The 26985-nt window shown below is 47.0% G+C and carries 23 protein-coding genes and 1 pseudogene; 7 read left to right on the forward strand and 17 right to left on the reverse strand.

Annotated features, from left to right (window positions below):
* The 5 genes and pseudogenes from LZG74_RS15155 to LZG74_RS15175 form a co-directional block, all read left to right on the forward strand.
* Positions 1-480 (forward strand): annotated as a pseudogene (locus tag LZG74_RS15155) (hypothetical protein); the annotation flags it as partial.
* Between the two features lie 298 nt (positions 481-778).
* Complete coding sequence (locus LZG74_RS15160) at positions 779-2335, forward strand: sialate O-acetylesterase (RefSeq protein ID WP_233797390.1); 1557 nt, start codon at positions 779-781, stop codon at positions 2333-2335.
* A gap of 129 nt (positions 2336-2464) precedes the next feature.
* Complete coding sequence (locus LZG74_RS15165) at positions 2465-4045, forward strand: glycoside hydrolase family 43 protein (protein WP_233797391.1); 1581 nt, start codon at positions 2465-2467, stop codon at positions 4043-4045.
* 79 nt (positions 4046-4124) lie between these two features.
* The gene (locus LZG74_RS15170) at positions 4125-4583 is read left to right on the forward strand and encodes a hypothetical protein (RefSeq protein WP_233797392.1); all 459 of its coding nucleotides are present in this window, start codon (positions 4125-4127) and stop codon (positions 4581-4583) included.
* Positions 4584-4586: 3 nt separating this feature from the next.
* A complete protein-coding gene (locus LZG74_RS15175) occupies positions 4587-5198 on the forward strand; it encodes a TetR/AcrR family transcriptional regulator (RefSeq protein WP_233797393.1) in 612 nt (203 codons plus the stop codon).
* Here LZG74_RS15175 and LZG74_RS15180 read toward each other — a convergent pair whose 3' ends face one another.
* The 16 genes from LZG74_RS15180 to LZG74_RS15255 form a co-directional block, all read right to left on the reverse strand.
* The gene (locus tag LZG74_RS15180; protein ID WP_233797394.1) at positions 5199-6239 is read right to left on the reverse strand and encodes an SDR family oxidoreductase; all 1041 of its coding nucleotides are present in this window, start codon (positions 6237-6239) and stop codon (positions 5199-5201) included.
* 48 nt (positions 6240-6287) lie between these two features.
* The gene (locus tag LZG74_RS15185; RefSeq protein WP_233797395.1) at positions 6288-7460 is read right to left on the reverse strand and encodes an alpha/beta hydrolase; all 1173 of its coding nucleotides are present in this window, start codon (positions 7458-7460) and stop codon (positions 6288-6290) included.
* A 68-nt stretch (positions 7461-7528) separates the two neighbouring features.
* Positions 7529-7945, reverse strand: coding sequence for a pyridoxamine 5'-phosphate oxidase family protein (locus LZG74_RS15190; protein ID WP_233797396.1), 417 nt, complete (start codon positions 7943-7945; stop codon positions 7529-7531).
* Positions 7946-8010: 65 nt separating this feature from the next.
* Positions 8011-10227: a TonB-dependent receptor domain-containing protein gene (locus LZG74_RS15195; RefSeq protein WP_233797397.1), complete on the reverse strand. Its 2217-nt coding sequence runs from the start codon at positions 10225-10227 to the stop codon at positions 8011-8013.
* A gap of 23 nt (positions 10228-10250) precedes the next feature.
* Entirely contained in the window at positions 10251-11393 is a 1143-nt protein-coding gene (locus tag LZG74_RS15200; RefSeq protein ID WP_233797398.1) for a DUF3179 domain-containing (seleno)protein, read from the reverse strand.
* Between the two features lie 115 nt (positions 11394-11508).
* Positions 11509-12741 (reverse strand): MFS transporter, encoded by a 1233-nt coding sequence (locus LZG74_RS15205; RefSeq protein WP_233797399.1) that lies wholly within the window; start codon positions 12739-12741, stop codon positions 11509-11511.
* A gap of 2 nt (positions 12742-12743) precedes the next feature.
* Positions 12744-15515 carry a TonB-dependent receptor gene (locus tag LZG74_RS15210; protein ID WP_233797400.1) on the reverse strand — a complete coding sequence of 924 codons (2772 nt, stop codon included), beginning with the start codon at positions 15513-15515 and terminating at the stop codon, positions 12744-12746.
* A gap of 13 nt (positions 15516-15528) precedes the next feature.
* Entirely contained in the window at positions 15529-16101 is a 573-nt protein-coding gene (locus tag LZG74_RS15215; protein ID WP_233797401.1) for a carboxymuconolactone decarboxylase family protein, read from the reverse strand.
* Positions 16102-16130: 29 nt separating this feature from the next.
* On the reverse strand, positions 16131-16688 hold the full coding sequence (locus LZG74_RS15220) for a carboxymuconolactone decarboxylase family protein (RefSeq protein WP_233797402.1): 558 nt from the start codon (positions 16686-16688) through the stop codon (positions 16131-16133).
* A gap of 144 nt (positions 16689-16832) precedes the next feature.
* Positions 16833-17387, reverse strand: a complete 555-nt coding sequence (locus LZG74_RS15225) for a hypothetical protein (RefSeq protein WP_233797403.1) — start codon at positions 17385-17387, stop codon at positions 16833-16835.
* Between the two features lie 74 nt (positions 17388-17461).
* Positions 17462-18208 carry an SDR family NAD(P)-dependent oxidoreductase gene (locus LZG74_RS15230; protein WP_233797404.1) on the reverse strand — a complete coding sequence of 249 codons (747 nt, stop codon included), beginning with the start codon at positions 18206-18208 and terminating at the stop codon, positions 17462-17464.
* A 284-nt stretch (positions 18209-18492) separates the two neighbouring features.
* Positions 18493-18825: a hypothetical protein gene (locus LZG74_RS15235; protein WP_233797405.1), complete on the reverse strand. Its 333-nt coding sequence runs from the start codon at positions 18823-18825 to the stop codon at positions 18493-18495.
* 138 nt (positions 18826-18963) lie between these two features.
* Positions 18964-20136 carry a glutathionylspermidine synthase family protein gene (locus LZG74_RS15240; protein ID WP_233797406.1) on the reverse strand — a complete coding sequence of 391 codons (1173 nt, stop codon included), beginning with the start codon at positions 20134-20136 and terminating at the stop codon, positions 18964-18966.
* A 12-nt stretch (positions 20137-20148) separates the two neighbouring features.
* Positions 20149-20760: a hypothetical protein gene (locus tag LZG74_RS15245; protein ID WP_233797407.1), complete on the reverse strand. Its 612-nt coding sequence runs from the start codon at positions 20758-20760 to the stop codon at positions 20149-20151.
* 53 nt (positions 20761-20813) lie between these two features.
* The gene (locus LZG74_RS15250) at positions 20814-22100 is read right to left on the reverse strand and encodes an aminotransferase class V-fold PLP-dependent enzyme (protein ID WP_233797408.1); all 1287 of its coding nucleotides are present in this window, start codon (positions 22098-22100) and stop codon (positions 20814-20816) included.
* A gap of 67 nt (positions 22101-22167) precedes the next feature.
* The gene (locus LZG74_RS15255) at positions 22168-22932 is read right to left on the reverse strand and encodes a M23 family metallopeptidase (RefSeq protein ID WP_233797409.1); all 765 of its coding nucleotides are present in this window, start codon (positions 22930-22932) and stop codon (positions 22168-22170) included.
* A 161-nt stretch (positions 22933-23093) separates the two neighbouring features.
* Between LZG74_RS15255 and LZG74_RS15260 the strand changes: the two genes are divergently transcribed.
* Positions 23094-24065: an aldo/keto reductase gene (locus LZG74_RS15260; RefSeq protein WP_233797410.1), complete on the forward strand. Its 972-nt coding sequence runs from the start codon at positions 23094-23096 to the stop codon at positions 24063-24065.
* 40 nt (positions 24066-24105) lie between these two features.
* On the opposite strand, the gene LZG74_RS15265 is transcribed toward LZG74_RS15260, so the two are convergent.
* Entirely contained in the window at positions 24106-24516 is a 411-nt protein-coding gene (locus tag LZG74_RS15265; RefSeq protein ID WP_233797411.1) for a DoxX family protein, read from the reverse strand.
* 194 nt (positions 24517-24710) lie between these two features.
* Here LZG74_RS15265 and LZG74_RS15270 point away from each other — a divergent pair, with 194 nt between their 5' ends.
* Positions 24711-26972 (forward strand): TonB-dependent receptor, encoded by a 2262-nt coding sequence (locus LZG74_RS15270; RefSeq protein WP_233797412.1) that lies wholly within the window; start codon positions 24711-24713, stop codon positions 26970-26972.
* Positions 26973-26985: the final 13 nt, after the last annotated feature.

Raw genomic sequence — 26985 nt, forward strand, 5'->3', positions numbered from 1 at the left:
TATATCACCTTTAATAAAAATAATGTGGGTGACGGGTTGGTAGATAGCGCAAAGCCGTTTTCCCTAATTCCAACAGCAAAACTTCATACTCTTTTTGAAAATTTTAAAGATGATGAGACTTTTAGGGTGAATCTTGAAGACAAAGAAGTTCTCGATTTCGATGAGTTATATATGGCTGACCCAGAACTGTACTACAATCAAAAAATCAGAGAGTATGCAGCAAAAAAAGACTTGGCTGTTGTCGATCTTTTTGACCTTTATCAACGAATTCATCAGGGCGGCTATAAGACTGAAGACGGTGTATTAGTCGACGGTTCACCTTCCGGAAATTTTTTCTCCTCTGACGGAATTTACCCGAGCCCACTTGGGCAAGCGATCATTGCAAATGAGGTCATCAAAGCTGTTAATCAACATTACGGTGCTAAAATTCCACTTATCAACATGTCGAATTTTGCAATGTCGGTCGACGTTAAAAGATAAAATTTATTGGTATCATCTATCATAATTCCTGACCATGAACATTTTTTCGAAATGCATATTTTTATGCACTTACTTAATATCCCAAATTTGCTGCGCGCAAACCGTATCGCTGTCATATCCGATCAACAATTCTGTGCTTCAGCGCAACATACAAAACAAGGCAACGGCAACAGTTTCAGGTCAACTTATTTCCAATAACCTTGCAGTTTCGCTGAGTTATAGGATTCGAACGGTAAGTGCAACAGGAATTCTTGGGGCGGCCGGGCCCTCTACCAACCTAAGTTTGGCAACAAACGGCATGTTTTACACTACACTCGTCGTCGATAAGGGTTGGTATTTAACTGAAATTCTTTTGAATGGTGTCGTGTATGCTTCGGCCAAATTTGGGATTGGCGATGTATTTATCATTGCTGGCCAGTCCAATGCGCAAGGAACAGGAAACGACAAAGATGCACTTCCATCAAATACAAATATTCCGGAGTGGGTGGTTGGCACCTTCGAGGATAAAACTTGCACAAAAAACTTTCCTGCATCTTTTACAAGCATGTTTTCATTGAATACCAGCGATCAAGCCAAACAATATGGACGATTAGGTCCATCGGGAAATAGCGTTTGGGCTTATGCTACGCTAGGCAAGCTTATCTCTGATGTAAATGGCGGAATGCCCGTTGCATTCTTCAATGCGGCCTCGGGAGGAACTACCATCACACAGTGGAAACAGGGCAGTGCGGGTGTTGAAGCCAAGCACCCCTACACGGGAGTACAGATATGTGTGGGACATAAGCAAGGTTCAATGATTCCTTCCGATTATTACGGCCAGCCTTACACAACGTTAAAAAATGCCCTGAATTATTATGGGTCTTTGTTTGGCGTACGGGCAGTGCTCTGGCACCAGGGAGAAGCTGACGCGGATTTGTCGATCAATGCCAGTTACAAAGCAACCAGTTCCGCAGATTATCAAACCAAACTGCAAGCCGTTATTGCCAAATCCCGCGCTGATTTCGGAGCACCAAATCTTACGTGGTATGTATCGAAAGCATCCATCAGCAAATTTGGACCTCTCAATTCTATGATTAGAACCGGGCAGGGCAACGTCGCAACAGGATTACCCAATCTAAACGGCTCCGAAACAGATTATGTAAGCGGAAGTTCCGGCACTACTACCGCAAGTGATGGCGGTGATGAATACCGAAGCGATAGCACCCACTTTTACGAAGGCGCTGGATCAATCAAAGGCCTTACCTGGCTTGCTAATAAATGGTTTTCGACCATTGGCGCGTTAGTTAATCCGGTTGCGCCGGGCTGGGTGCCGCAACTGACCTACTCAAAAAATGCTGACTGGCGCACACTTACTGCACAAGGAGGGGCGGTTCAGTATATGTGGAGTAAGGTGGGTATCAATGGCCCGGCCGTGCCCGGTGGCAATGCGAGTGTGTATACGACGGATGAGAAATTTTTGGGGATCCGCTGTTACATGAAGGATGCGAACGGCAACTGGCATGCATCGTCTGCGATCAATGTGGGAAAGTATGATAATCAGCGCGTAGCGGCTTACGTTGAAGAGGAGACACCAGAAAGTGAAGAACCCGGATTCGATCTGAATACATACCCGAATCCATTTACCGCACATTTCACGATTGCATTTGAAGTTCCTGAGAACAATAGCCAGGTCAGGTTAGAGATTGTAAACATGCAAGGCGAAATAGTAAAAACAGTCGTAGACAATCCCCACGCAAAAGGAAAATGGCGTTATGAAGTGCAAAACTTGCCTGACCAATCGACTGAAATTTTGTTTTGCAGACTGAAAATCAATGAGCATTCTACAATCAAAAAGTTGTTACAACTCACGAAATGATTGAAAAGAAGAAACATTAAACCTCATTTAAGCCCAAGGCACATAGATTTCACGCAGACAGAATATCGATTTGGTTTCCTAAGTTGAAATAAAATCATTTCCTTAGCCGGAACAACCGATAACTGCAAAATGAAGCCTATATCCTTTCTTTTCTTTCTGATCCTGATTTCAATACCCCAAGCGTTCGCACAAAAACCCAAGCCTAAACCAGCCCCTGGCCTCGTTGTCACTTACAGAAATCCGGTCATTGCGGGCGACTTTGCGGATCCTTCGGTGATCCGGGTGGGCGATATGTATTATGCTGTGGGGACTTCTTCGGAATGGGGACCGGCTTATCCTATATACAGCTCGAAAAATCTGGTCGACTGGGAGTATGTCGGGCCGGTATTTAACGACTTGCCGGAATGGACGATGGGCAGTTACTGGGCACCGGAATTGTTTTTCCGGGATGAGACTTTTTATTGCTATTACACTGCCCGACGAAAATCAGATAAGCAATCTTTCATCGGCGTAGCAAGCACGAAGGATCTTAAACAAGGCTTCAAGGACCATGGCGTTATCATTGAATGGACAAAAGAGGCGATTGACGCTTTTATAGTGGAGGATAATGGCAAGCTTTTCATCACATGGAAGGCATATGGACTGGATAAGGACCGCGGGATCGAAATCCTGGGTGCGGAACTGGCTCCCGACGGATTAAAAGTGGCGGGCAAAGAATTTACCCTTATCAAAGCTGACCAAACTGGCTGGGAAGCCGGCGGTGCGGAAGGGCAATCGATCTTCAAACGGGGTAAATACTGGTATATGCTTTATTCAGGCAATGCTTGCTGCGGAGCCAATTGCGACTATCAGGTAGGCTTTGCAAGGGCGGAAAATTTGCAAGGACCCTGGACAAAATATGCCGGCAACCCGGCTCTTTTCGGCGATGAAACCTGGAAATGCCCGGGCCATGGAACCGTTGTTGTGACGCCCGACAACCGCTATTTTTATTTACATCACGCCTACAACGGCGTTGACTTTACATTTGCAGGCAGACAAGGCGTTTTGAGCGAGCTGGTGTGGGACGAAACCACCAAATGGCCGGCTTTCCGATATGGAAAAACTACTCCCGCGCAGGCAGAAGCGCCCATCGCAATAGGTGCGCTGATCAACCACAACTTTTCGATCAATTACAATAAGGATACCCTCAAAGCACCCTGGGTTTATGATGTAAGCTTTTCAAAACCGAATTACGCAGTCCAAAACGGTGCATTGCAAATCGAAAATGAGAACCGGACCAATACGGGGAATTTTCTGGGATTAACGATCAAAAATGGCAGCTATACATTTACAGCTGAAGTAACAGCCAAGAAAGACCTGACGCAGAACATTATGGTATACGGTGATGCCAAGAATGCGATCGGGTATGGCGTGCGGGACAATCACGTTACATTGTGGCAGGTGAAGGATGGCGTGCAGGAAGTGATCAAAACGCAGGAGATTCCTGATAAATACAAAGACATTAAACTCAGCTTGCAGAGTCGTTATGGCCGTTTCTATGAATTTCGCTGGGATGTAAAAGGACAAAAGATCGACTCGCTGACGAGTGCGACGCAGATTGAAACACCCTGGCTGCCACGCTGGGACCGGGCGCCAAGGGTGGGCGTAAATGTTGCAGGCAACGGCTCAAGCAAAAGTGAGATCAGGGCCGTGCAGATGAAGTATGATTGATATATTTTGTCCGCGAAAAATAACCGCTACATTTGCAAAACATACTGGTTAGTATGTTTTGCAAAATTGCTTTGCTGTCATGTATGCTATCCTTCTTTTCCTGCACGGAATTTTCCGGTGGCTTGTAGTCACGAGTCTTATTTACACGATTGTTATGGCCGTTAAAGGCTATTTCGAAAACACACCATTCACTAAAAAAACTGACTTGATAAGGCATTCAACTGCCACGATAGCGCATTTGCAACTCACGATCGGTTTTACGCTTTACACGCAAAGCCCTTTGGTAAAATACTTTTTCACTAATCCCAAGACATTCGATCTTTCTGAAATCACATTTTTCAGCATCATTCATGGAACGGCCATGCTCATTGCCATCATTGTTATCACAATCGGATCGGCGTTAGCAAAGCGAAAAGTGAATGACCGCGACAAATTCAAAACGATCCTCATTTATTACAGCATTGCTTTGCTGATCATTTTCCTGGCTATTCCTTGGCCGTTCTCACCACTTTCCCAGCGGCCGTACATCCGGTTTTAAGACATGAATAAATCTGCCGGAACACGTCTGGACATTTTGCAAAAGGCTTTTGAACTGATCTATAAGAATGGTTTTCAGCCAACGAGCATTGATACGATCATTGCCTCCACGAATGTGACGAAAGGTGCATTCTTTTATCATTTTAAAAACAAAGAAGAAATGGGTCTGGCATTGATCGCAGAAGTTCTATCGCCTGGCATGCACGAGGCTATGATCGAGCCATTACATCATGCTAATGATCCGCTTAAAGCACTTTATAAAATGATGCAGGGGCTGCTGATGGAAAATTCATTTTTCCGCATTGAATATGGCTGCCCGGCGGTGAACCTGATCGAGGAAATGGGGCCGCTTAATGAGCAATTTGGAAATGCATTGAGGCAGCTGCTGGTAACCTGGCAAAGCGCCATTCAGCTCGTGATTGAACAAGGGAAAAAATCAGGAGAAATTAAGGAAAGCGCTGATCCTGTGTACATTGCGATTTTTATCACCGCAGGTTACGCCGGAATTCGGAATATGGGAAAAATAATGGGAAAGGACTGCTATACCGGCTTTTTAGCACAATTCAGCGCTTTTCTGGATTCGTTGCGTCCGCACAGTCCCTTACCCGAACATTAATTACGTTTCATTATTTTGCAGTGCGGCCCGGTCGCTGATTGACGCTACTTTTCCTTTCGATTTATCTGATTCACTCTCATAACCTTTACGGATCACAGCGCCTTCCGGGCCGGACTTGGGCAAAAATCTGTTTGCGATGGAAGCTGCCAGCGATACGAGGCTAGGGCTTGCACCCTGCAAGGCAACGGCCATTTTTGCCGTATTCGTCAGGACGATTTCCGTTTCCTGGTAAGCGATAGCATCGACAATGTCTGCCGCCGCCTGGGCTGCATCCTGGGAAAGCAGCGGTGAAGAGCCCGCAATCTTGAACCACGCATATTCTGCCTCATGGTCGCCTTTTAGGGAAACATTTCTTGGACTTCCAGTCCGCATCAGGTTTGGAATCACCGTTGTGACGTGAATGTTGTCTTTTTTCAGCTCTGCATGAAGCCCTTCTGATAAACCAACCATTGCAAATTTACTAACGCTGTAAGGCAGCAAATGCGGAACCGCAACCTTTCCCCCTATCGAGCAGATATTGGCAATCCGGCCTTCTTTCTGCTCGTGAAAATGAGGCAATGCGGCTTTGATCATGTACAAAGCAGCCCAGAAATTAGTATCCATAGCCGTTTTGTAATCTTCCACATCCATCACATTTTCCGGACCCACCAACATTACGCCCGCATTATTGATCAACAAATCAATCCGACCGAACTGAGAAATGGTGGCTTCGATGACGCGCGAAGCGTCACGCTGGTCACTGACATCCGCTTTCAAACCCAGCACAATGGAGCCCATTTGCCGGAGTTCCTGCTCAGCCACTTCAATCTGCTCTCCATTTCTCGAACATATCACCAGGTTCGCCCCTTTTGCAGCCAGCTCTCTCGCCAGCAACAGGCCCAGCCCACGCGCTCCACCTGTGATTACCACCACTTTATCCTGAAAATCAAACTTGATCATCTCTTTATAGAAATGTCTGGCCGCGGCATATAAGCCCAGCCCTGCGGCTGCCCACAAGGCCGTTTTCCCTGAAAAGAGTCCTTGATTGCTGTTATTTTCCATAATCAGTAGGTTCTAATGTGATTATGAAAGGCTAAAAATCTTATGCCTTTACGGGCGGGATTTCATAAGCCGGATGAAATTACCCCAGTCGTAAGCGGTCATATCGTGCTCGCCTTCGCGGTTATGATAAGCCAACGGCGGCTGTGGAAGAGGCACATTAATAGCGGGAGGGTTTGCCGGCAACTTAGACCTGCGGCCATAAAGCGCATATGTTTTTTCCGCATTTTTCAGCGCGAGGAATGTGCCCGTCGGATCAGCCCAAAGGTCCTTGGAGGCATTTGTGGCATATAAAGGCCTCGGAGCAATCAGTGCAATGAGCATATGCTGGTCTACGGGCAGCTCGTTTTCGTTGTCGTTAAACTTTTTATAATTATTATTAAACCAATGCGGAAAAGTGGCATTAATGCGGGCAATTCTCTCACCAAACTGCCGCCGGGCCAATGCCGCGCCTGTGTTTCCCGAACAATTTGTGACACAAACTGCAAACCGCCGGTCCTGCGCCGCTGCCCATAAGGAGGCTTTTCCACCCCGCGAATGCCCGACAACGGCTACATTTTTTGCATCAATATCTTTGTCATTTTCAAAATAATCCATCACCCGCGAAGCGCCCCAGGCCCATGCGCCAATGGCCCGCATGCCATTATCTGCTTCCAGTTGTTCCGGATATAGCTGCAAAACGCCGTTCATAAATGTATCCTTATTGTCCGGTGCAAGGTCGCTTACGTGGAAAGCGGCGATCGCATAACCGCTGTCAATCACCATTTCAGCGGGCCAGAACCCGCTTTTCACCTTCCTAGTCGGATCCGTGTTGTCTTTTCCGCGGTTGTTGATCAAAACAAAAACCGGCGACGGCTTTGCAGCATTACCCGGGATAAACATGACTAAATGGATCTGAACCGATTTTTTGTTCCTGAAAACCTGTACAATCACTTCTTTTAACCGGGCTTTACCGTTCATAGCAGCCTTATCCTCATTTTTCAATGTATAGCGAATGCTGTCATAGTCTTTCGGCATCTGCCCGTAAATGTTGTCTTCAAAAAGCCTGAGGATCTCAGGCCGCCGCACTTCTTCCCACATTTTCTTGCTTGTTACTTCTTTCCCAGCCGCCGTTTTCAACACCTCGGGAAGCGTATAAGCCGGGACTTTGGCCTCGTCGTAATTCTGCGCCACGGAATTCGTGAGGCATGTAAGCAAGAGCAATGCAGTCAAAAGTTTTTTCATATCATATCAAAAAAGAGGATCACGCCGGTTATCAGCGTGATCCACAAATTAAAGCATTTATATAAAAATTATAACTTTACTTCTCCCTCTTCCTCACCCTGCCAGTATTTTATTCTTTTGGCTTTCACGGTAATCATTGCAATGCCGGGTGTGTCCAGCCCCTCTTCAAACCACTGGTTCAACTCCTCTACCCAATGCTCTTCCATATCCTCACGCTCGCGGCTCACCTCCGCTTTTCCTGCAACCGAGATCCAAATGTCTTTTTGTCCCTGGAACGTTAAGTTCACTTTGCTGTCCAGCTCAATGTCACTGACCATCCGCGAGCCCTCCCATGTAAAAAAATAGGAATTACCGTCGTATTCCACTTCCCCGTTGTTGCTCATCGGCCTCGAAGCCAGCATGCCATCGGTTGTGGTGGTGGTAAGCATACAAAGATCAATATCTTTCATTACTTCACTTACGTCTTTCAGCGTTTTATCTGCCATGATAGTTTGTCGTTTTTGTAATAGCAGATATTAAAATAATGCCAGGCAAAATTTTGCAAAAGAACCTAAATCTTCACCCCAAACGAAAGTCCAAAGCTGCGGCCATAGGAACTCCATATCCCTGCGCCGGGATACATGGTGGGCCTTTTGGTGAAATATTGCTTGTTGTTAACATTGTTTACGCCAGCCCGCAATGTGTAATTGCCGCCCAAATGCCATGTGGCATTGAGGTCGAGGAGCCCGTAGCCAGGGACTTTTCCAACTGTGCCGTTCGCAGAGGGCTCGATCGTGTTCAGCGGATTCGCAAAATTGGCGCTTACGTAGCTATACTGGCAGGTTACCGATAGTTTTTTATACAAAAGCTGCACGCCGTTCCGGGAAATCCAGGTGGGCACGCCTTCTACTTTATTGCCGGCGACACTGGTGTTTTCGTTGTTTACAACTGCATTGCCTTTGATATACTTTGCATCAAAATAAGAGGTTGAAGTGAAAACAGAAAGCTCCGTGGGTGTAGATGATGTATTGATGCGAAGCGGCACATATTCGATGTATGCTTCCGCGCCCCTCGTGCGCGTATCGCCTGTGACGGTGCGCAGAATGTATGCGTTAGCACCCTCGCGCATGGAAACGGTTCCCATCCTGTTGTTGATCAAAACCTGGAACACACCAATGTCATAGCGCAGGTTTTTGGTGCTTCCGTTAATGCCCGCTTCAACATTATGACCATAGGCGTCTTTCAGATTTTTATCCACTTTTTCCAAAATAGATCCAGGGATAATGTCCTTAAAAACCACCGGCCGGTAAGCCTGCGAAATGCCTGCATAAATGCGGTTCTGCGCATCGAGCCTGTATTGCGAACTGATCCCAAACAGTGGAAAACGATGTTTAATTTTGTTAGGAAGGTCTCCCGGATCGTAATAACTGATATTTCCGGTCATATCCGTCGCGCCGTTTTCGTAGCGGAAGCCCGGCGAAACGGTCCATTGCGGCGTCAGGTAAATCATGTTTTCCAAAAAGACAGCCACATTATTGGTTTTCATATAAAGGTCCCTGCCAAAAACCGGGTCGGTTAATGTCAGGTTAAAATCACTGCCCGTTGTGCCTTTGCCAAGTTGCCTTCTGCGCAGGTTGTTGTGCATGAGCTGCACACCGCCCGAAAGCACATTTTTGAAACCGGCCACATTGTAATGATGCAGCATCCGCAGCTCGGAAGTGAAGCTTTTGAAATTATCAATGTCCACCTGCCGCGCTTTGTAAGATTTCGTAGCCGCATTGATCGTGTCGGGAACATTGGCAAATGCATCAAACATGACACTATTACGCGCTCCATAAACACCGGAATTGGTCAATTTCATCTGCGTCGCCGGGCTGATCTGCCAGTCAAGGACAATGGAGGGAATGTAAATGTCGGGGTTAAAATAATTTCTCGAACGCGTCGATTGCCGCGGATCGGCAGCGAACATGGCGTCGGTGAGCGGGCCGGGGATTTGGTAAACATAAGAAGAGCGTCCCAGTTCTGCCTTGATGCGCAAAGATTTATTGAATTCATAAGCAAGACTTATAAACTGCGATTCCGCATCTGATTTGGCATTTTTTCTATATCCATTGGAATGTCGTTTCTGGTAATAAGCCGAGTAAACCAACTTACCGACCTTACCGCCGATAGCATTATAGGAGCTGAAAAGCCCGAACGAACCTACCGAATTGATGCTTTCGAAAGAAAATGCTCGGGTCGTATCCGGTCCTTTGGTCACATAATTGATCATCCCACCGAACTGCGCACCATATTGCAGCGACCCGGTGCCCCTTACCAGCTCAATGCGCTCAATGGATTCCATAGCCGGGCTGTAATGGCTGGCAGGATAACCGTACATATCAGAGTTGGTAATGACGCCGTTTTGGCGAATGTTGTATTCCCAGGAACGGTGCGGATCGAGGCCGCGTGTGGAAATATTGATCTGGTTGCCGCTGCCGTCCATGTCATAGACAAACACACCCGGGATTCTGGCGAAAATCTGCCTGCCCGTTTTCTCAGCGATATTGCCATTCACCCCGCCCAACTGGATCACTTCACTCTTTTTCCCCGCATGAATGTAAGTGTTCTGCACATCTGGCAGGCGCTCGGTATGGATGATATTTTTTCGTTCTTCAATGGTAACCTCTTTCAGGTCCAGGACTTTGTCGGCATCCTGTTTTTCGTTTTGCTTTTCCTGCGCAAATGCGGCTCCTTTAAAAATTCCCGACAGCACAACCAGCGTAATCAGCGTAGATTTAATGTTCATTATTTAAATTATTAATTCAAACTTCAATATTGCTGTGTATCAGGGTGAAAGGTGCGCCAGCTATGCCAGAATTCCTGGTAAGCATTGATCCGTTTCAAGTCCTCACCTTCTCCCGAAACGCGTTTTCCCAACAGGTTGTAAGCATTATTCTGAGCGTACAAAGTGTCATTTCTAATCTCGAATTCCTGTCCCAATTCCTTTTCAAAAGCGAAAAAGCTTTTGTTATCCTCCGCAATCACAACCGCCACAGGCGTAACTCCCACACGGTCGTTGATGACCCGGTGTTTTAACAATTTATGCCAGTCGTAAGCTTTGCTGTTCTTGCCCGCCTGCACGCCTACTACCCACGACTTATCCTTCCAGGCCGTTGTATCCGTTTTGGTCAGCGCCGATCTTCCCTTCCCAGATTCGTAACGGCTCATGGAATCGTATTTGGCCTGGTAAGCTGGGTCGGGCTGCATGATCTGGCTGTTGGGATGCATTTTGAGCCATTGCGAAACGGTTGTTTGCGTGGTAGGAAGTTCGGGCAGCATCTGGCCTTTCAGTGGTCCGGCAATGGCTTCACCGTTTGCCTGCCGCCACCAGCTTCCCGTGCGCTCGTCCTCAAACATAGCATTGAAATGATCCATTCCTACCAGCCTGAACGCATCCGGCTTGCCTTCTATAATGGGCTCGAAAACCCTTCCTGTGCGGCAAACCGTGCAATAGGTGACAATCACAGGTTTTCCGCCCAGCACGTCCCGCACCTGATGATGGTAACCGATGAATTGAATCGGATATGCCTTGGCCTCGCCATTAATTTCCACGCCGATAACCAGGCGGTCGTCCTGCACCTTGTTCTGCGAAGCATTGTGTAAAATCACCTGCGAAGGCTGGTAGAACATGGTGTCGGCGGCCATTTCGTAGTTGGTGCCATAAGTCACCGCCCCCGCCGCCATGAGCAGGATAACGGTGATCCATTTCCTTTTTCCCATTAATGCCGTGGTGCAGCCCGCAATGATCATCAGCCAGAACACTATCCGGAACGCCCAGCGCCAGGTGTGAAGAAAATAGGCGATGTCGATGCTGTTCATCTGCTGGCTTCCGGGCATAGGCATGATGAAATACACCTTTGCAATCTCATAGAGGATAATGCCGGTAATGCCCAGGTAGAGTAATTTTTTCATTGATATAAAATGCTGTTTATCAAAAGATTGAAACAAAAAAAAAGAAAAAAAAAGAAACGGATTCGCCATATGGCAAATCCGTTTGCCTAATTATTAACCTATGATAATATTTTTATTACTTACTTCTGGCAGTAACAAGGAACGCAACCAGGAAAGGGACCGTGAACACAAGCAATGCATTCCCGAAACCACCCAGGACCGCCACCAGCGAGCCGATAAAAAACACCGCCGTGGCCGTAAAAAACCGCCCTACATTAAAGCAAAAGCCCGTTGCCGTTCCCCGGATCGAAACTGGGAACAGCTCAGGAATATAACTTGACAACGCGCCCTGGCTGATCCCGAAACAGAAAGCCAGCACGGCCGTTTCTACATATATAATGTTTGAAAATGTGCTGTTGGTAAGGAACAAAATGCAGCATATGAGCAGGCAGGTGCCGAAAGTGAACATTAATGTGGCCTTTTTACCAAATTTATTGATCAGCATTCCGGAAAAAACACCACCTGTGATGCCGCCCGCACCCAGCAAAATCATCACCAGCCCCCGCTCCTTCTGGCCATCCTGACCGGCCGTGAGCAATGTCTGAACCCAGGTGGGCAGCCAGGAAAAGATCCCCCAAAGCCCGATGAGCACGGAACCGAAAATTAGTGAGCCTGAAAGCAGGTTAGCCCGGTTGTTTTTGTTGAAAAGCCCTTCCGGTTGATCGACATGCGTCCGGGTTGAACGCCATTTATCTGATTCGGGGAGTAAAAAAAGAACGAGCACGGATACGATAACAGGGATAAAACCTACGCCAAAAGCGCTCCTCCAATCGGAAAAAATGAGATTGAGACTGCCCGTTGTCACAATGCCAACCGGGAAGAAAACGGCCAGGATCCCGAGCATGACCGCCCTGTTCTTATCCTGCCAGATCTCCGAAATATAAACCGTTGTGAGCAGCAAAACCCCGCCTATGCCCATGCCCGCAAAGAACCGCAAGGCCAGCAAACTATACCAATCCGGAACAATGGTAACGAGGCAAGTGGAAATTCCGTAAAGGCCGATGACCAATGTCAATGATCTGACACGACCGATGCGGTCGCTCACGAAACCAAACAGCAGACCGCCAACCATCCAGCCATAAAGGAATATGGCATTCACATAAGCACCGATCTCACCCAGCTCGGCTTGCGAAACGGCCTGCCCTTTCAGCTCGGGAATCGCCACGGGCAGGTAAACCGACATTAATGTGGAAACTGTCCCGCTCAGCATGTAACTCACTCCGCACAAGCCAAATGCAAGCCATTTTGAGCCTGTTTCCTTTTCTTCCAGATTGGTCAATTCCAATGTTTCCATGTTCGTAGCAGCCATTATTATCTGAAAAGCTGATCAAAATTGAGACTTACATAATACAGTCCGCCTACCGCCGGAGAGCCGTATGCTTGCACAATGTATTGGTTTGTCAGATTCGCCGCGCCCAGCTTCACGATCGTTTTCAAGTTCGGAATGCGATAGCTTATCTGCGCGTCCAGGAGGTTGTAGCTTTTCACTTTTCCAGGCGCATTTTCTGTGAATGTGCCATACCAGTCAAAGCTGCTCTGCCAGTGCCACGCCACATTGAAGCCGATTTTCTCGGTCAGTTTTGAATTACCGAAAATGAGGTTGGTTTTCCATTCAGGCGTGTTGAAAGCCGGAATGTTGTTTTGGTCCGCATCGCCAATGTTGAAATCGATCCAGGTTGTGTTTGCGCTGATCTTGTAGTTCTTGGGCAGTGAATAAGTCAGTCCGGCACTTACGCCTTGGATGGAAACTTTGTCAGCCGCATTGGTGTAAAGTTGGAAAAGCTGTCTGTCCGCTCCGAGCAATTCGCCAGCAGCCGCAGGGTTTACCTTCCCATCCGGCAAAAGGATCTCCGATTTCGCTCTCGCCACCACCGTATTGATCATAAAATCAGTGTACTGGCTGTAATAGTAATTGACGTCAAACAAAAGCTTTTTGGCAATAATCCCCTTATAACCAATCTCATAGCTTCTCACTTTTTCGGATTTAATGTAAGGAACATTGGATTTCACCAGTTTGTCTTTGTTGTTGGCAACCGCCTGTGGAAATGGTGTTCCTTTCGCCATATCCGCTCCGAATGCACTTGCAAATGCACCAAAAGAAGCGATGGTTACCGAGTTTTCGTAGGCATTGAGCCCGGCAGAGTTCACCGGCGCACCACCCAGAATGATGATCGGGCCTACATTGAGCTTAATGTATTGATCGCCAATGGTTGGATTGCGAAAGCCGGTTTGGTAAGAAGCCCGGAAATGGTGGTTTTCATTTGGAGAAATCACCGCCGAAGCGCGCGGTGTAAAACGACCTTCGAAGTTTTCATTCTTGTCGTAACGGCCAGAAACGGTCAGCTTTAAAACATCTTTCCAGAACGACTTCGAAGCTTGCGCAAAAACGCCGTATTCCTCATTGGTGAGGTTTTTGTCTTTATCGTCGAAAAGCGTCCCACCTGTATTCAGGTAATATTTACGGTAATTGCCGCCTACCTGGAAGTTGATAAATTTTAATGCTGAACTGAAATCATACATGCCTTCCACATGACGCAGGCTGCATTCACTGAGAATTCCGGCTCCTGCCAGTCCGCGTGTCTGGATCAGACGGTCTTTGGCCGATTCATATTCACTGGATCCCGGCAGAATGCGGCCCTGATCCGCAAAAGCACGGGCTAGTGAATGATCTTTGCTTCCTACCGAGGCAATGGCGCCGTTGTAAGCAGCCGTATATCTTTCAAACCAGGTTGCATCCGCTTTGTCGGGCGAAACTGTATTTCCAGCCAGATCCTTCACCCAGGTCCTGTTGATGTGCTGACCCAGCGCGCGGGTGTTGTAAGAGTTTGTCGAGCGTTCCTGATTGGAGTAAGCGCGCACGTAAAAGTTGCTGCCTCTTAACTCTAACCGATGTTGAATGAATTTGAAATCGTTGATCACGAAGCGGTTACTACCCGTATATTGAGCCGTTCCCTGATTGAAGTTTCCCTGATAAATGGCTTCCAGCTTGTCAGTAATGCGGTAATGCAATGCACCGAGCAGTTTCAGGCTATAAACGCCGTAAGTCGCAAGATCTTTTTCTTCATAACCTGTGCGCGAAACGCGGCCGATGCTCGGAATGGTTTGTGCGACTTCGTCACCGTAAATGTTCAGTGCGTTTCTACCAGGATTATTCGGGCCTCGGTTTGCTGCGGGTGTGTTGGGGTCAATGTCGGTGTAGTCATTTGCATACCAGTCCGTTCCTTTCAGGTAGGAAGCAGCAGCTTTGAAGGCAAACTTGTTGTTAAATGCTTTGGCATAACGAACGGCCAGGTCATACATGGGTTTCGCCCCCATGCCCGTTCCGTCGCCAATGTGGTTGACGCCGAATTTTGTCTGTGCGCTCAGTCCCTGGTATTCATATGGATTTTTGGTGCGTGTATTGAGCATGCCGTTAAAAGCAATCGGGCCATACAACGCGGATGCCGCGCCTGGAATCAGCTCTGCGCTTTCCACATCGATGTCATGCGGGCCAAAAAGATTTCCCATCGCAAAACCAAGTCCGGAAGGCTGGTTATCAACGCCATCCACCAGTTGCAGGAAACGGCTGTTACCCGTTGAGTTGAATCCACGTGTATTAATCTGCTTGTAAGTAAGGCTGCTGGTAACCATATCCAGCGATTTCATAATGACCAGCCCGTCAAAATAATTGGCGGAAGGTGTTTGCTGCACCGCCCGGGAGTCCATTTTTTCAATGCTCACCGGCGAACGTAAAATGCTCTCTTCCACCCGTGAGGCCGAAACCACAACCTGGTTAAGCTCTTCCGCAGCCGGAACAAGATTCACATTAATAGCCTGCGCAGAAGCAACTTCCACTTCTTGACGCGCATAACCGATCAGCGAAATCACCAGCGTGGCAGGCACACTGGTTTTTAATTCAAACAGGCCGTCACCGTTCGTGATAGCACCTGTATTTTTTCCCTTAACCGACACAGAAACGCCTGAAAGCGGCTTTTGGGTGTCGTTATCCGTAATGTGCCCCGAAAGCTGCGTGGATTGTGCCTTTGCATTTTGCATGAACAAAACGCAGAGGATTGAAAACATCAAAAGTAAAGTTCTTTTCATAGAGGAGTCAGATTTAAGAGGGTTGTTGTTGTTTCAAATGATCGTATCCATTGGCCAGCCGGTTATAGCCATGGTCGACCAGCCGCTGGCCGAGGCCTTGGTAAAAATCAGGATTGGATGGCGCAATCGTGGCCATTCCGTCTACATAGCGGTTGTACAGGCAAAACAAGGCGGCAATGAGCACGGTGTCGTGGATTTCGAGATCCGTAGCACCGTTGTCTTTCGCAGCTGCAATGGCTTCGGGCGTTACGGCCTTCCCGCTTATCTGCACTTGTCTGGCGATTTTTAATAGTGTTTTCATTTTGACGCTTACCGGCGCAGCGTCAATGTCCTGCTTCATGATTTCGCAGGTTTCGGTGTTGCCGATCAGCAGATCAGCGGCGGCAGTGTGTGCAGCAGTGCAAAACTTGCATGCATTGTTGTGCGAGACGATGGTCGCGATCAGCTCCCTTTCTCCGGGTGTTAATGTGGATTCACCGCGCAAAAGGAATTGCGTTAGCGCACGGATCGGCGCGGCGGTTTCCTTATTGTATTCGAGCAGACCTGTTATTCCCGGCAAATGTTCCGGCAATGGTATATGTGGCATTGCTATTGAGTGAAAATGGTTTAGATAAATTATTCAGCTGTTTGCTCAACCGAAGGAATGTAACCCTTGAAGGCCATACGTTGTCCCATTGCGCGGTAATCTTCGTTTTCCCGAGGCGCCCATGTGCCCAATCCGTCTACGTAGCGGTTGAACATGCAGAATGACGCTGCGATCAAAACCGTGTCATGAATCTCGCGGTCAATGGCCCCTTCGGCTCGTGCCGCAGCTACGTCTTCTTCGGAAACTTCCTTACCGCTTTGCTGCACTTTGGCAGCGATTTGGAGTAGCGCTCGCAGTTTAGGCGTGACCGGAATTTCCTGAAAACCATTGCGGATATCTGCGATCTGGTCGAGATCACACGACAAATGCGCCATCGCAGCCGAAGCGTGCGACATGTGGCAGAACCGGCAGTTGTTCAGATGGGAAACGTAAGCGGCAATAAGTTCGCGTTCGCCGCTGGTAAGTGGGGATTCGCCCCGTAACAAGGTGTCTGCCAGCCAGCGAAGGGAAGAAGCCGTTTCGGGACGGAAATTGAACAGGCCAACGATCCCCGGAAGCGATTCATCGGGCAATGTGATATGCGCCATTTTTAAGAAAATCTGTCGTTAGTAAAAGATTTCTTCTCCTGGTTCAATGGACCCAAAACAGCATACAGGCGCTGATTTCGGTTCAAAGCCGACATTTGCATTTCTGATGAAATGAGGTCAAAAAGGAGATAATGAAATGATATACTAAGCCAGATCGGGTGGCGGCGAGGGAATTGTAAATTGTCTTTCTGAAAAATGAAGCTGCATCGAAGAAACGGCAACTTCGCGGGCGGGTGCCCATTCAAGCAAATAAAACACATGTTTCCTGTCTTGGGACATGTATTCTTTTACAAAATTTTTGAGGATGGTCGAATGTGAATCCTTCTGTGGATTAGATGCATTGCCTGTTACCTGATCATTGATTTTGGTAGCCAGGTCACTGAAACGCTCACGCGCTCCCTGGTCGTACTCGCAATGCACATACATGGTGTCATTGATCAGCTGTCGGCTTTTCATCTGATAATATTGCCCTTCATGCAAAATCTGGCCTTCCACTTGTTCCGGAGCGTCCCAGTTGGTTTGGTACGGAACCGCCACAGGCACTTTAATAACAATGTCCTGTGAATGATCCGACTGCTGAATCAGGTCTTTTCCGCGCTCGCTAATGGTATGCGTCTCCTCCGACAGGTAAACTATCGAATAGCCTACCATGTTATAAAGCAGCAGCCCCAAGAGCAATACGGATAAAATCCTGCGCAATGTTGTAATATTAAAATTCAGTGGGAATATGCAAATGTATAAAAAGCAATACGAATAGCAAAAAATACTGAAAATCAGTAAGTGGCCCTTCCTCCCGAGAGATCGAATGTGAAGCCGGTGGTGAAACTGTTTTCTGCTGAAACAATGAATGCGGCCATATTAGCGGCTTCTTCGAGCGTTCCGCAGCGGCGCATGGGAATTTTGTCGGTCATGTATTGCACTTGCGTGTCGGGCATAGCCTCCACGAGCGGCGTTCTTATTACTGCCGGGGCTAATGCATTGATGGTGATCCCGGTTTCCGCATATTCTTTCCCCTGCACTTTGGTCATGCCTATGACTGCTGCCTTGGAGGCTGAGTAAGCAAGCATTCCTGCATTTCCCTCTTTTCCTGCAATGGATGCAATGTGTAAAATGCGGCCATAACCATTGGCGAGCATGTGGGGCAAAACTGCTCTTGAAGTATTAAAACTGCCCATGAAATTGATTTCAAAAACCTTTCTCATGTTCTCCGGATCCACCTCATGGCTTTTTATGTTTGTAGCACCTGTAATGCCCGCGCAGTTGATCAGTATATCAATCTTGCCAAAGCGGGCAACAACCTGCTCCACACCATTTTCAACCATTGCCGGATCGGTCACATCCACGCTCACAAATTCTTCCTTGTCCGGATTGCCAATAAATTCCTCGCGGAGGGCTTCTATATTCACATCAAAAAGACCAACATAGGCCCCTTCATTCAATAATTTGTGAGCGATTACAAGTCCAAGGCCGGAGGCGGCGCCTGTAATGATTGCGACTTGTGCATTAAAACCGGTTTGCATGATTTTTATTAACGTTACGTAATGGTCGTTGAGCTTATCTTAAAAGCAATTCTTATATGCTTTTTAACCTAATATATTAACGTTACAGCACAATTAATGAGGTAGGTTTTAAAAGATGGGAAACGTGGCGATTATCTTAAGCCGGAACGACTTAACAATATAAAAGCGGACAAAATAACTTCATTTAAATGAAAGTTATCTGCCCGCTTTGTAAGTGAAAATCCGATGTGAAATTGATTTGTTTAAACTATGTTGTTTTACAAATCCGGCAATGCAATTGAGTTTTAAACTAGTTCCCTTTCAAACTGTAAGCCTATCTGCGCCGCAGGGAAACTTAATACGGTATTAAATTCTGCAACTGCCTGATTGACTTGCCGCTGGGAGATCCCGCTATATTCTAAAACAAGTAATTTCGCTTGTTGCACCGACAATCTTTTGAGTTTCCAAAACTGCGGATGATTAATCCCGATCGGTGCACGGAAATATTTTTCTTTCGGCTCCCGGATCAATATCTCATATTCTGTGCTGCGTTGCGGATTGTCGTGCAGAAAGTAACCTTTTACTATGACCTTGACTTCCCGTCCACTTTTAAGTTTAAAAATTTTCTCGTGTATCATGACTGGTTTTGTTTAAGAATTGTCGGAATGCGCTGATGCTGCCCTAACGATCTCACAAACTTTGTCAGACAAAACGATATTTACACATAATGATTAGCAAACGGTCGATCCGTTTAGTCTGCGGTCATATTCAATGGTTTAACTTACCAAATGGCCCACAAATTGTGCCTTGTTATCCAGGATCCTGCCGCCCCGTCGAAAGCCCAGCGCACAAGCTTCACCTGCATAAAAGACGCCGGCCTGATAAGAATTTCCAGCGCCATCGGTGGGGAAATCAAGATATTCCTGATAGATCTTTGGCTGGTCATCATACTCACCCTCAACCGTTTCCAGCACTTCTCCGCCTTTTTCCAAAATAGAAACATTAGCCCCTTCCCGGCCGAAGAGCACTTTACGCACCGACTTTTTATGAGGCAATGCATAGCGCTCGGTTTGGAGCAACAGCGGATGATAGGGATAAAGATCCCACAAGACTTTCAGTATATATTTTGACTGAAATAACAATGTATATGCAGGATTGAGAATAACTGCTTTCCGGTTTTTGACAATCTCTGTCAGCATTCCAGCGAGTTCCGGCTCATCATTTCCGATATATTCCCAGGGGACAAGCTTGAACCAGAAATCGAACCGCAGAAAATCGTTGGAATCAGGCACCATTTTAAAAATGCCTTCTCCATTTGAAAACTCAACTTCCTCGACATAAGCGAAATCCGTGTCAAATCCTGCTTCCCGCGCAGCCTCGGTCAGTAAGGCAACATTGGTGTCATCTTCGGGATAACCGCGCATTGTGGAAAACAAAATAGAAGCGTCCAGGTCATTATTTGCCTCTTTGAGATAGCGGAACTGATTAACCAGCGTTTCGTAAAGGGTGTTAAACTGCTGCGATTCATCAAGCCCGTTCATCCGCAGATGCGCCCATTGCACAACAGCGGTCTCGGGAATGCAGGTTGCGGTGTCCGCATTAAATTCAATGAGCTTAACTGGTTCACCATCGATTCCGCCAGCGAGGTCAAAGCGGCCGTAAAGATGGATATGGCGGTCATCCTGCCACGAAAGCTGAATAAGCTCTACCAGATTTTCAGGAATGCCCATTTCCTTAAAAAGCTGGTTATCAATAGCATATTGCCCAGCCTCAATGAGCATTTCATATAATGTCCCCGCCGCTTCGTAATATTGGATTGCCTGCTCTTCGCTGACAACTACAACGTCACTGACCACATAAGGAGCCGTGTCGGTGCCAAGCATCCAGTCCCAGCCTACGTTTTGCAGCGCTTTTTCCGGATGATTGGCTAGCGATTTTAATTGAATCATGTTTTTTTAAATTTAACCTCCGCTTCTGCCTGCGGAACGTCCGAAGAAACCGTTTCTGCCGCCTTTGGGACGGGACGTCACCATGCGCGTGCTGCGGGAAGCATTTGCTTGCTGAACAGCGCTTTGCGATTTGTTATAAACATTCGGATCGCTGTAAAAGCCTCTGGCCGCACTGCCGTTTCCACGGTAATTGTTCATGTATGCATTGTTGGAGCTTCTGCCGAGCATATAACCCATTCCTCCGTATAACAGCATGGTGGACAAGCCACTATGGTGCCCCACAGATGATTGGTTATTGCGGATCTCGTCATCGATCAATGCCTTAGCGGCAGTTGTGCTGAGCGAGTCGGTGTGGCCGTCGAGGTAAGTGACAATGGCAACGGACTTGTCCGCATCTACGCTTTCTTCGTCGGTAATCTTAAATTCTCCGGGTTTAACCTCCTTAATGTGCGAGCGGATGCCTTTGGAATAGGTGGTTTCTTCATAACTATAAGCTTCTTCATCTTCGCTGGAACCGCATCCCGTCATCCCGATTCCGGATGATAAAATGGTGATTGCCAAGGCGCTGCTAATGCTTATATCTTTGGCCCTTTTGAGGAAAGAGCCCTTTCGTAATTGGGTCATGTGATTGGGTTTTTAAGCTGATGATCTTTAAAGATAACGCAAAAATCCTTTCATCAGGCTTTTTTAGCGATCTTTTCCAAAGCTCCCACAAGCTTGTCCAGGTCACTGATTTTGGTATAAACATGAGGCGTAACCCGCACACAATGAATGTTTTCCCAGTTGATTCCGACAGTGTGTATCTGGTAATCTTTCATGAGCTTGCTGTCCAGCTCTTCTGGTTTCATTCCGTCGATGCTCACACCGGCAATGGCGCAGGAATATTCAGGTTTTAGTGATGTATGGATTTTCACGCCAGGAATCTGCAGTGCTTTTTCAGCCCAGTATTTTTTCAAATAATGCACCCTTTCCTGCTTTCTTTTGGAACCGATGCCTTCCTGGAAATTGATGGCTTCACCAATGGCTTGCTCTATGCAAAAACTGCGTGTCCCCAATGTTTCAAATTTGCGGATGTCTTTGCTCTTAGGCTGGCTGTTGCATAACAATGGCCATATTTTTTCGATTTTATCCTTCTTTACCCACATCATACCGCTTCCCACCGGCGCGCTCAAAAACTTGTGCAAACTCGTTCCGAAATAATCGCAATCCAGGTCAGGGATTTTATAATCCAGCAAACCAAATGTATGCGCACCGTCCACAACCACCTCAATGCCTTTGCTATGCGCCATATCACAAATCTTTTTCACCGGCATAATCTGCCCTACCCAGTTGATAATGTGGGTTACGTGAATGATCCTGGTCCTGGGTGTAACAGCGTCGGCAAAAGCTTTCACAATCTGCTCGTCATTTTCTATTGGAAAATCAAATGATAATTGTTTATAAACCAGTCCATCGCGCATTTCCCTTTGTTTCCAGGCCTGGATCATGTTGGGATAATCCTGAATGGTGCCAATGATCTCGTCACCTTTTTCGAGTGGTAAGCCAAAAATAATGGTGTTGAGTGCTTCCGTAGCATTCCGGTTAATGGCAATTTCCTCTGCGTCGCAACCGGCCAGTTTGGCCAGACGCTGCCGAAGCGGCTCGCGGCCTTTATCCATAATCCGCCACATGTAGTAAGAAGGTCCCTGCGCTGCCGCTTTGTTGTATTTTTCCAAAGCTTCCTGCACGGCAATGGGCGAAGGCGAGACGCCGCCGTTGTTGAGGATAATAATGTCGCTTTTACTCGCCGTGTAAGCATCCTGGATTACCGACCAGTAATCTTCATTATCTGCACTGTTGTCGTTCCAAAGCTTCTCGGCTTCACTGAAACTTTCTGCGTGCAATTCGTTATAAAGACTGTTCAGGCCGAAGGCACCAAAGCCGATGGCCGCGCTCTTTCGGAAAAAGGACCGGCGGTTGTTCATAAAAAATGGTTTATAGGAATAGTAATCGAGTGAGCTACAATTTATTAATTAATAGCATCAATCCCAATCATTCCGTGACGTAACCATCCTTTACGGTTGACATCAGCAACCATTCATAAGTGTTCACAGGAAGCGGCATGGCGTATTCGTCCAGTTGCAGATACATCAGGTGCAGGTGCGTTGGCGAACGTTTTTGATAAGCATTATAGCCGGAGCGGCCCATTTCGGCAATTTTATCACCGGCATTCACCCATTGTCCGGGCTGGACTTCGATCATATTGTTGTGCGCGTAGTAGAAAAGGCCGTCCAGGCACGGATCGTAAATCCAGATCCAGTTACCGCCCCGGAATTCACTGTTGTATTTCCAGCCTGTTTCCGTCGCCAGAACGATCCCGGAAGTAAATGCCATCACGTCAACGGGCTGCCAGGTCCTGTCATCCAGATTGTCCTGATCCTTATCCTTTACAAAAAGGTCGTGTGCAGGATGGCTTCCGCGCACATTGTTATCGAAAAGGTCGAAACCTTCACCTCTGTAACCTCTTCCCCGGCCTCCTATGGATTCGCGGGGCGTATAGCCTTTAATCGGATAAGCAAAATAAGACGAGTCAATGACGCGGCAGGTGTCCCTTTTGAACTCACTTCTGATCTGCTGCATGATCGTGCGGAAAGCAAGCCGCCCGGAGTCGGGGGAAATTACATTGTCACGGATATCCAGCTGGAGCTGGTTGAATGTGGCGCAATATTCGTTTAATTTTTCCGAAGATTTATCCTCATTGACCCAGCCGCAAATGCTGAGGATCAGGACCATTCCGGCGATTCTTTTTATCGTCATCAACAATGCATTTACCATCAACCCTTTATCTCTCACCTATCCGTTTAATTGAAGAACGTTCCACGAGTTTTTCTGAACTTAATATCCTACAAATGTATTTCTAATACATTAAAAAGACACAATCCCAGGCTTTAATCCACGAACACTAAATTTACTTAACAATGCAAAACCGTCGTTTTGGGCGTAGTGGCTGGCAGATCAGCGAAATAGGTTACGGAATGTGGGGACTTGCAGGCTGGACGGGCTCCGACCGTAAGGAAACAGATGACTCTCTCAATCTGGCAGTTGAATCAGGCGTTAACTTCTTTGACACGGCCTGGGGCTATGGTGAAGGCCTCAGCGAGCGCATTCTCGGCGACCTGATCCGCCGTTACCCGGACCGCAAATTATATGCGGCCACCAAAATTCCACCTAAAAACCGCCAGTGGCCATCCAAAGCGGACTCTTCGTTACAGGAAGTTTTCCCTGCCGATTACATTATCGAATACACAGAGAAAAGCCTTAAAAACCTGGGCACGGAGCGCATTGACCTGCTTCAATTCCATGTTTGGGAAGACAGCTGGGCGCAGGAAGATGAGTGGAAAGAAGCGATTCACAAATTGACGCAGGAAGGAAAAGTGGAACGTTGGGGCATCAGCGTTAACCGCTGGGAGCCGGATAATGTCTTAAAAACCCTTGAAACGGGATTAATAGACGCTGTTCAGGTGATATACAATGTTTTTGACCAGGCGCCGGAGGACAACCTCTTTCCGCTTTGCAAAAAGCTCGATATCGGCGTCATTGCACGTGTTCCGTTTGACGAAGGAACATTAACAGGCACATTTACTAAAGAAACAACTTTCCCGGCCGACGACTGGCGGTCGACTTACTTTGTGCCGGAAAACCTGAATTCCAGTGTAGACCACGCTGAGGCGCTAAAAGCTGACATTCCGGAGGGAATGACAATGCCGGAGCTTGCATTACGGTTCATATTGAACAATCCGGATGTGCATACCACTATTCCGGGCATGCGCAAACTGCCGCACGTAAGGTCCAATGTTTCAGCCAGTGATGGTAAGCTGCTGGATCCGAAGCTCGCAGAGAAATTGAAAGTACACCGCTGGGACCGCTCTCCAACCCAATGGTCGCAATAGCATTAAAAAGGCGTTTCCAGATTGGAAACGCCTTTTTTTATTATTTATAAAGACCGTTATCCACGGACATTTTGCCCGGGCCGGTCAGAAACAATGTGACATATACAATCAGGAACGTCAATGCATGTTCCTTGTCAGCGAGCGGATCAGGGCCGTGTACAATAAAGAAAACCACGGTCATGGTGATGATCAACGGAATGAGTGCCGCCCTGGTGAACAAACCAAGAATCACTAGAATTGAGCAAACAAACTCTGCGCCAATCGTCAGATAAAGTGATAACTCCTCTCCAATCCCGATCGGATCAGCAAATGAATGGTCACCTTTTAACAGGTTTTGCAGCTTTGCATAGCCATGCGTGAGCATGAGTAACGAAATTCCGACCCGTAAAATCAGCACGCCCCAGTCGGCGGACGCCGGAAGCTTGATTGGTTTCAAAAATTTTTTCAGCATAATCATTTTTATAGGTTATCCATAGCCGGTGAAAATCACTTCATCCGGTGTAATCTCCCTAACCCTAAAAAACGTATAGTTAGTTTCAATAATTTTTTCAGGCGATCAAATTAATAGTTGTCGTTTATCAAGTTTAATTTTTAGATTTGTCTAAATTAATATTGAGGATTAGTTAAATATAAGATTAAGTATATATGAAGTTACTCATACTAATGCTGTTATATACACTCAGCTTGCCAGCACTGGCGCAGCATTCGCTTTCCGGGAAAATAATCCTGGAAGAAGGAAATAGTCCGGCGTTTGGTGCATCGGTCTATATTAACGAATTAAAGATCGGAGCGACTGCTGATTCGATCGGACATTATAAGATCTCGGGCATTCCAAATGGAAGTTATTCTCTTCGGGTCAGCTTCATCTCTATGCCCAACATTACCGAAAAAAACGTGCGGATTGAGAAGGACGTCGTGCGTGATTTCGTGCTAAAATCCGGTGCTAATGCTTTGGATGAAGTGGTAGTTACAGGCACAATGAAAGAGGTTTCAAAGCTGGACAGCCCCGTTCCCGTTGACATTATCACGGCCAAATTCATTTACAAAAACCCTGTTCCAAGCATTTTTGAAGGCCTTAGCTATGTTAATGGCGTGCGCCCGCAGCTTAATTGCAATGTATGCAGCACCGGCGACATCCATATCAACGGCCTCGAAGGACCGTACACCATGGTGCTTATCGACGGCATGCCCATGGTAAGCGGACTTTCCACTGTTTACGGCCTGTCCGGAATCCCAAACAGCCTGATTGATCGGGTCGAAATTGTAAAAGGCCCTGCTTCAACCCTTTACGGATCGGAAGCCGTGGGTGGATTGATCAACATTATCACAAAAAACCCTTCAAAAGCACCCATATTCTCCGCGGATGCATTCAGCACATCGTGGCTGGATTATAATATCGACCTGGGCGTGAAATTTACCGCAGGTTCCAAAGCAAGCTCGCTCCTGGGTGTGAGTTATTTTAATTACCAAAACCCGATTGACAACAATAAGGATGGTTTCACAGACCTGACATTGCAGAACCGCATTTCTGTTTTTAATAAATGGTCGTTTAACCGGAAAAATAATCGCCAGGCGAACATTGCGGCGCGTTACTATTATGAGGACCGCTGGGGCGGGCAAATGAACTGGAACAAAACATATCGCGGCGGAACGGAGGTTTACGGGGAAAGCATTTATACCAAACGCTTCGAAGTTTTAGGCAACTATCAGCTTCCTATGGCCGAAAAAGTGACATTGCAATATTCTTTCAGCTCACACAACCAGAACTCGACCTATGGCCATGTAATGTTCAATGCAGATCAGAAAATAGCGTTTGCGCAGCTGTTATGGGATAAAGAAGTCGGCAGGCATAACCTGCTTTTCGGAACCCCATTCCGCTATACTTTTTACAATGACAACACCACCGCAACCCGCTTCCTCGACGGCAAAGACCATCCCGACAAAATTTTGCTACCTGGTATTTTTGTCCAGGATGAGATCAAAGCCGGGCCGCATTCCCTGCTGCTGGGAGCCCGGTATGACTATAACAGCCGTCATGGAAGCATTTTCACGCCCAGGCTTGCCTATAAATACAAGTTCAACCAAACGGATGTGGCCCGACTGAACATTGGTCGCGGCTTCCGCATTGTAAACCTCTTCACGGAGGACCACGCTGCGCTTACGGGTTCGCGGCAAGTGATTGTGAAAGAAGCGCTTAATCCTGAGCAAAGCTGGAATGTGAATGTGAATTATGTGAAAAAGATTGTGACGGGAAGTTCTTTCATTGGCCTGGACGCCTCCGTTTTCTACACTCATTTTACAAACCGCATCCTGCCTGACTACGACACGAATCCAAATGAGATTATTTATGATAATCTGGATGGTTATGCTGTTTCAAAAGGCGTTAACCTGAATCTGGATTTCAACTTTCCTTTTCCTTTGAAGATCATTGCTGGGGCGACTTACATGGAAAATTTTCAGAAGGAAAACGGAGTCCGGTTCAGGCCTGTGCTGACAGAAAAATATACAGGTGTCTGGTCTGTTTCTTATGAGTTTCAAAAGTCGGGCATATCGTTTGATTATACGGGCAATATTTACGGTCCTATGCGGCTGCCGGTGCTGAGTGAAGAAGATCCGCGCGCAAAGATTTCACCGGTTTGGTCATTACAAAATATACAGGTCACCAAGAAGTTTGACAATGGCCTGGAAATCTACGGCGGAGTAAAAAACCTGCTCAATTTTACTCCTCCCGCCAATTCCATTGCAAGATCGAATGATCCTTTTGACAAAAATGTAAAGTTTGATGACAGCGGCCAGGTGATCGCAACGCCTGACAATCCTTACCGGCTGACATTCGATCCATCTTATGTTTTTGCGCCTAATCAGGGCATCAGAGGCTTTCTCGGCATGCGCTATACGTTGCGGTAAATATGGTTGAAAT

Origin of the sequence: Dyadobacter sp. CY327 (genome assembly GCF_021390415.1) — a bacterium.
GTDB classification, from domain to species: domain Bacteria; phylum Bacteroidota; class Bacteroidia; order Cytophagales; family Spirosomataceae; genus Dyadobacter; species Dyadobacter chenhuakuii.

Coding starts and splice junctions, on each gene's coding strand:
- LZG74_RS15160 (WP_233797390.1), top strand. CDS start 779: ATGTTTTACACTACACTCGTCGTCGATAAGGGTTGGTATTTAACTGAA.
- LZG74_RS15165 (WP_233797391.1), top strand. CDS start 2,465: ATGAAGCCTATATCCTTTCTTTTCTTTCTGATCCTGATTTCAATACCC.
- LZG74_RS15170 (WP_233797392.1), top strand. CDS start 4,125: ATGTATGCTATCCTTCTTTTCCTGCACGGAATTTTCCGGTGGCTTGTA.
- LZG74_RS15175 (WP_233797393.1), top strand. CDS start 4,587: ATGAATAAATCTGCCGGAACACGTCTGGACATTTTGCAAAAGGCTTTT.
- LZG74_RS15180 (WP_233797394.1), bottom strand. CDS start 6,239: ATGGAAAATAACAGCAATCAAGGACTCTTTTCAGGGAAAACGGCCTTG.
- LZG74_RS15185 (WP_233797395.1), bottom strand. CDS start 7,460: ATGAAAAAACTTTTGACTGCATTGCTCTTGCTTACATGCCTCACGAAT.
- LZG74_RS15190 (WP_233797396.1), bottom strand. CDS start 7,945: ATGGCAGATAAAACGCTGAAAGACGTAAGTGAAGTAATGAAAGATATT.
- LZG74_RS15195 (WP_233797397.1), bottom strand. CDS start 10,227: ATGAACATTAAATCTACGCTGATTACGCTGGTTGTGCTGTCGGGAATT.
- LZG74_RS15200 (WP_233797398.1), bottom strand. CDS start 11,393: ATGAAAAAATTACTCTACCTGGGCATTACCGGCATTATCCTCTATGAG.
- LZG74_RS15205 (WP_233797399.1), bottom strand. CDS start 12,741: ATGGCTGCTACGAACATGGAAACATTGGAATTGACCAATCTGGAAGAA.
- LZG74_RS15210 (WP_233797400.1), bottom strand. CDS start 15,515: ATGAAAAGAACTTTACTTTTGATGTTTTCAATCCTCTGCGTTTTGTTC.
- LZG74_RS15215 (WP_233797401.1), bottom strand. CDS start 16,101: ATGCCACATATACCATTGCCGGAACATTTGCCGGGAATAACAGGTCTG.
- LZG74_RS15220 (WP_233797402.1), bottom strand. CDS start 16,688: ATGGCGCATATCACATTGCCCGATGAATCGCTTCCGGGGATCGTTGGC.
- LZG74_RS15230 (WP_233797404.1), bottom strand. CDS start 18,208: ATGCAAACCGGTTTTAATGCACAAGTCGCAATCATTACAGGCGCCGCC.
- LZG74_RS15235 (WP_233797405.1), bottom strand. CDS start 18,825: ATGATACACGAGAAAATTTTTAAACTTAAAAGTGGACGGGAAGTCAAG.
- LZG74_RS15240 (WP_233797406.1), bottom strand. CDS start 20,136: ATGATTCAATTAAAATCGCTAGCCAATCATCCGGAAAAAGCGCTGCAA.
- LZG74_RS15245 (WP_233797407.1), bottom strand. CDS start 20,760: ATGACCCAATTACGAAAGGGCTCTTTCCTCAAAAGGGCCAAAGATATA.
- LZG74_RS15250 (WP_233797408.1), bottom strand. CDS start 22,100: ATGAACAACCGCCGGTCCTTTTTCCGAAAGAGCGCGGCCATCGGCTTT.
- LZG74_RS15255 (WP_233797409.1), bottom strand. CDS start 22,932: ATGACGATAAAAAGAATCGCCGGAATGGTCCTGATCCTCAGCATTTGC.
- LZG74_RS15260 (WP_233797410.1), top strand. CDS start 23,094: ATGCAAAACCGTCGTTTTGGGCGTAGTGGCTGGCAGATCAGCGAAATA.
- LZG74_RS15265 (WP_233797411.1), bottom strand. CDS start 24,516: ATGCTGAAAAAATTTTTGAAACCAATCAAGCTTCCGGCGTCCGCCGAC.
- LZG74_RS15270 (WP_233797412.1), top strand. CDS start 24,711: ATGAAGTTACTCATACTAATGCTGTTATATACACTCAGCTTGCCAGCA.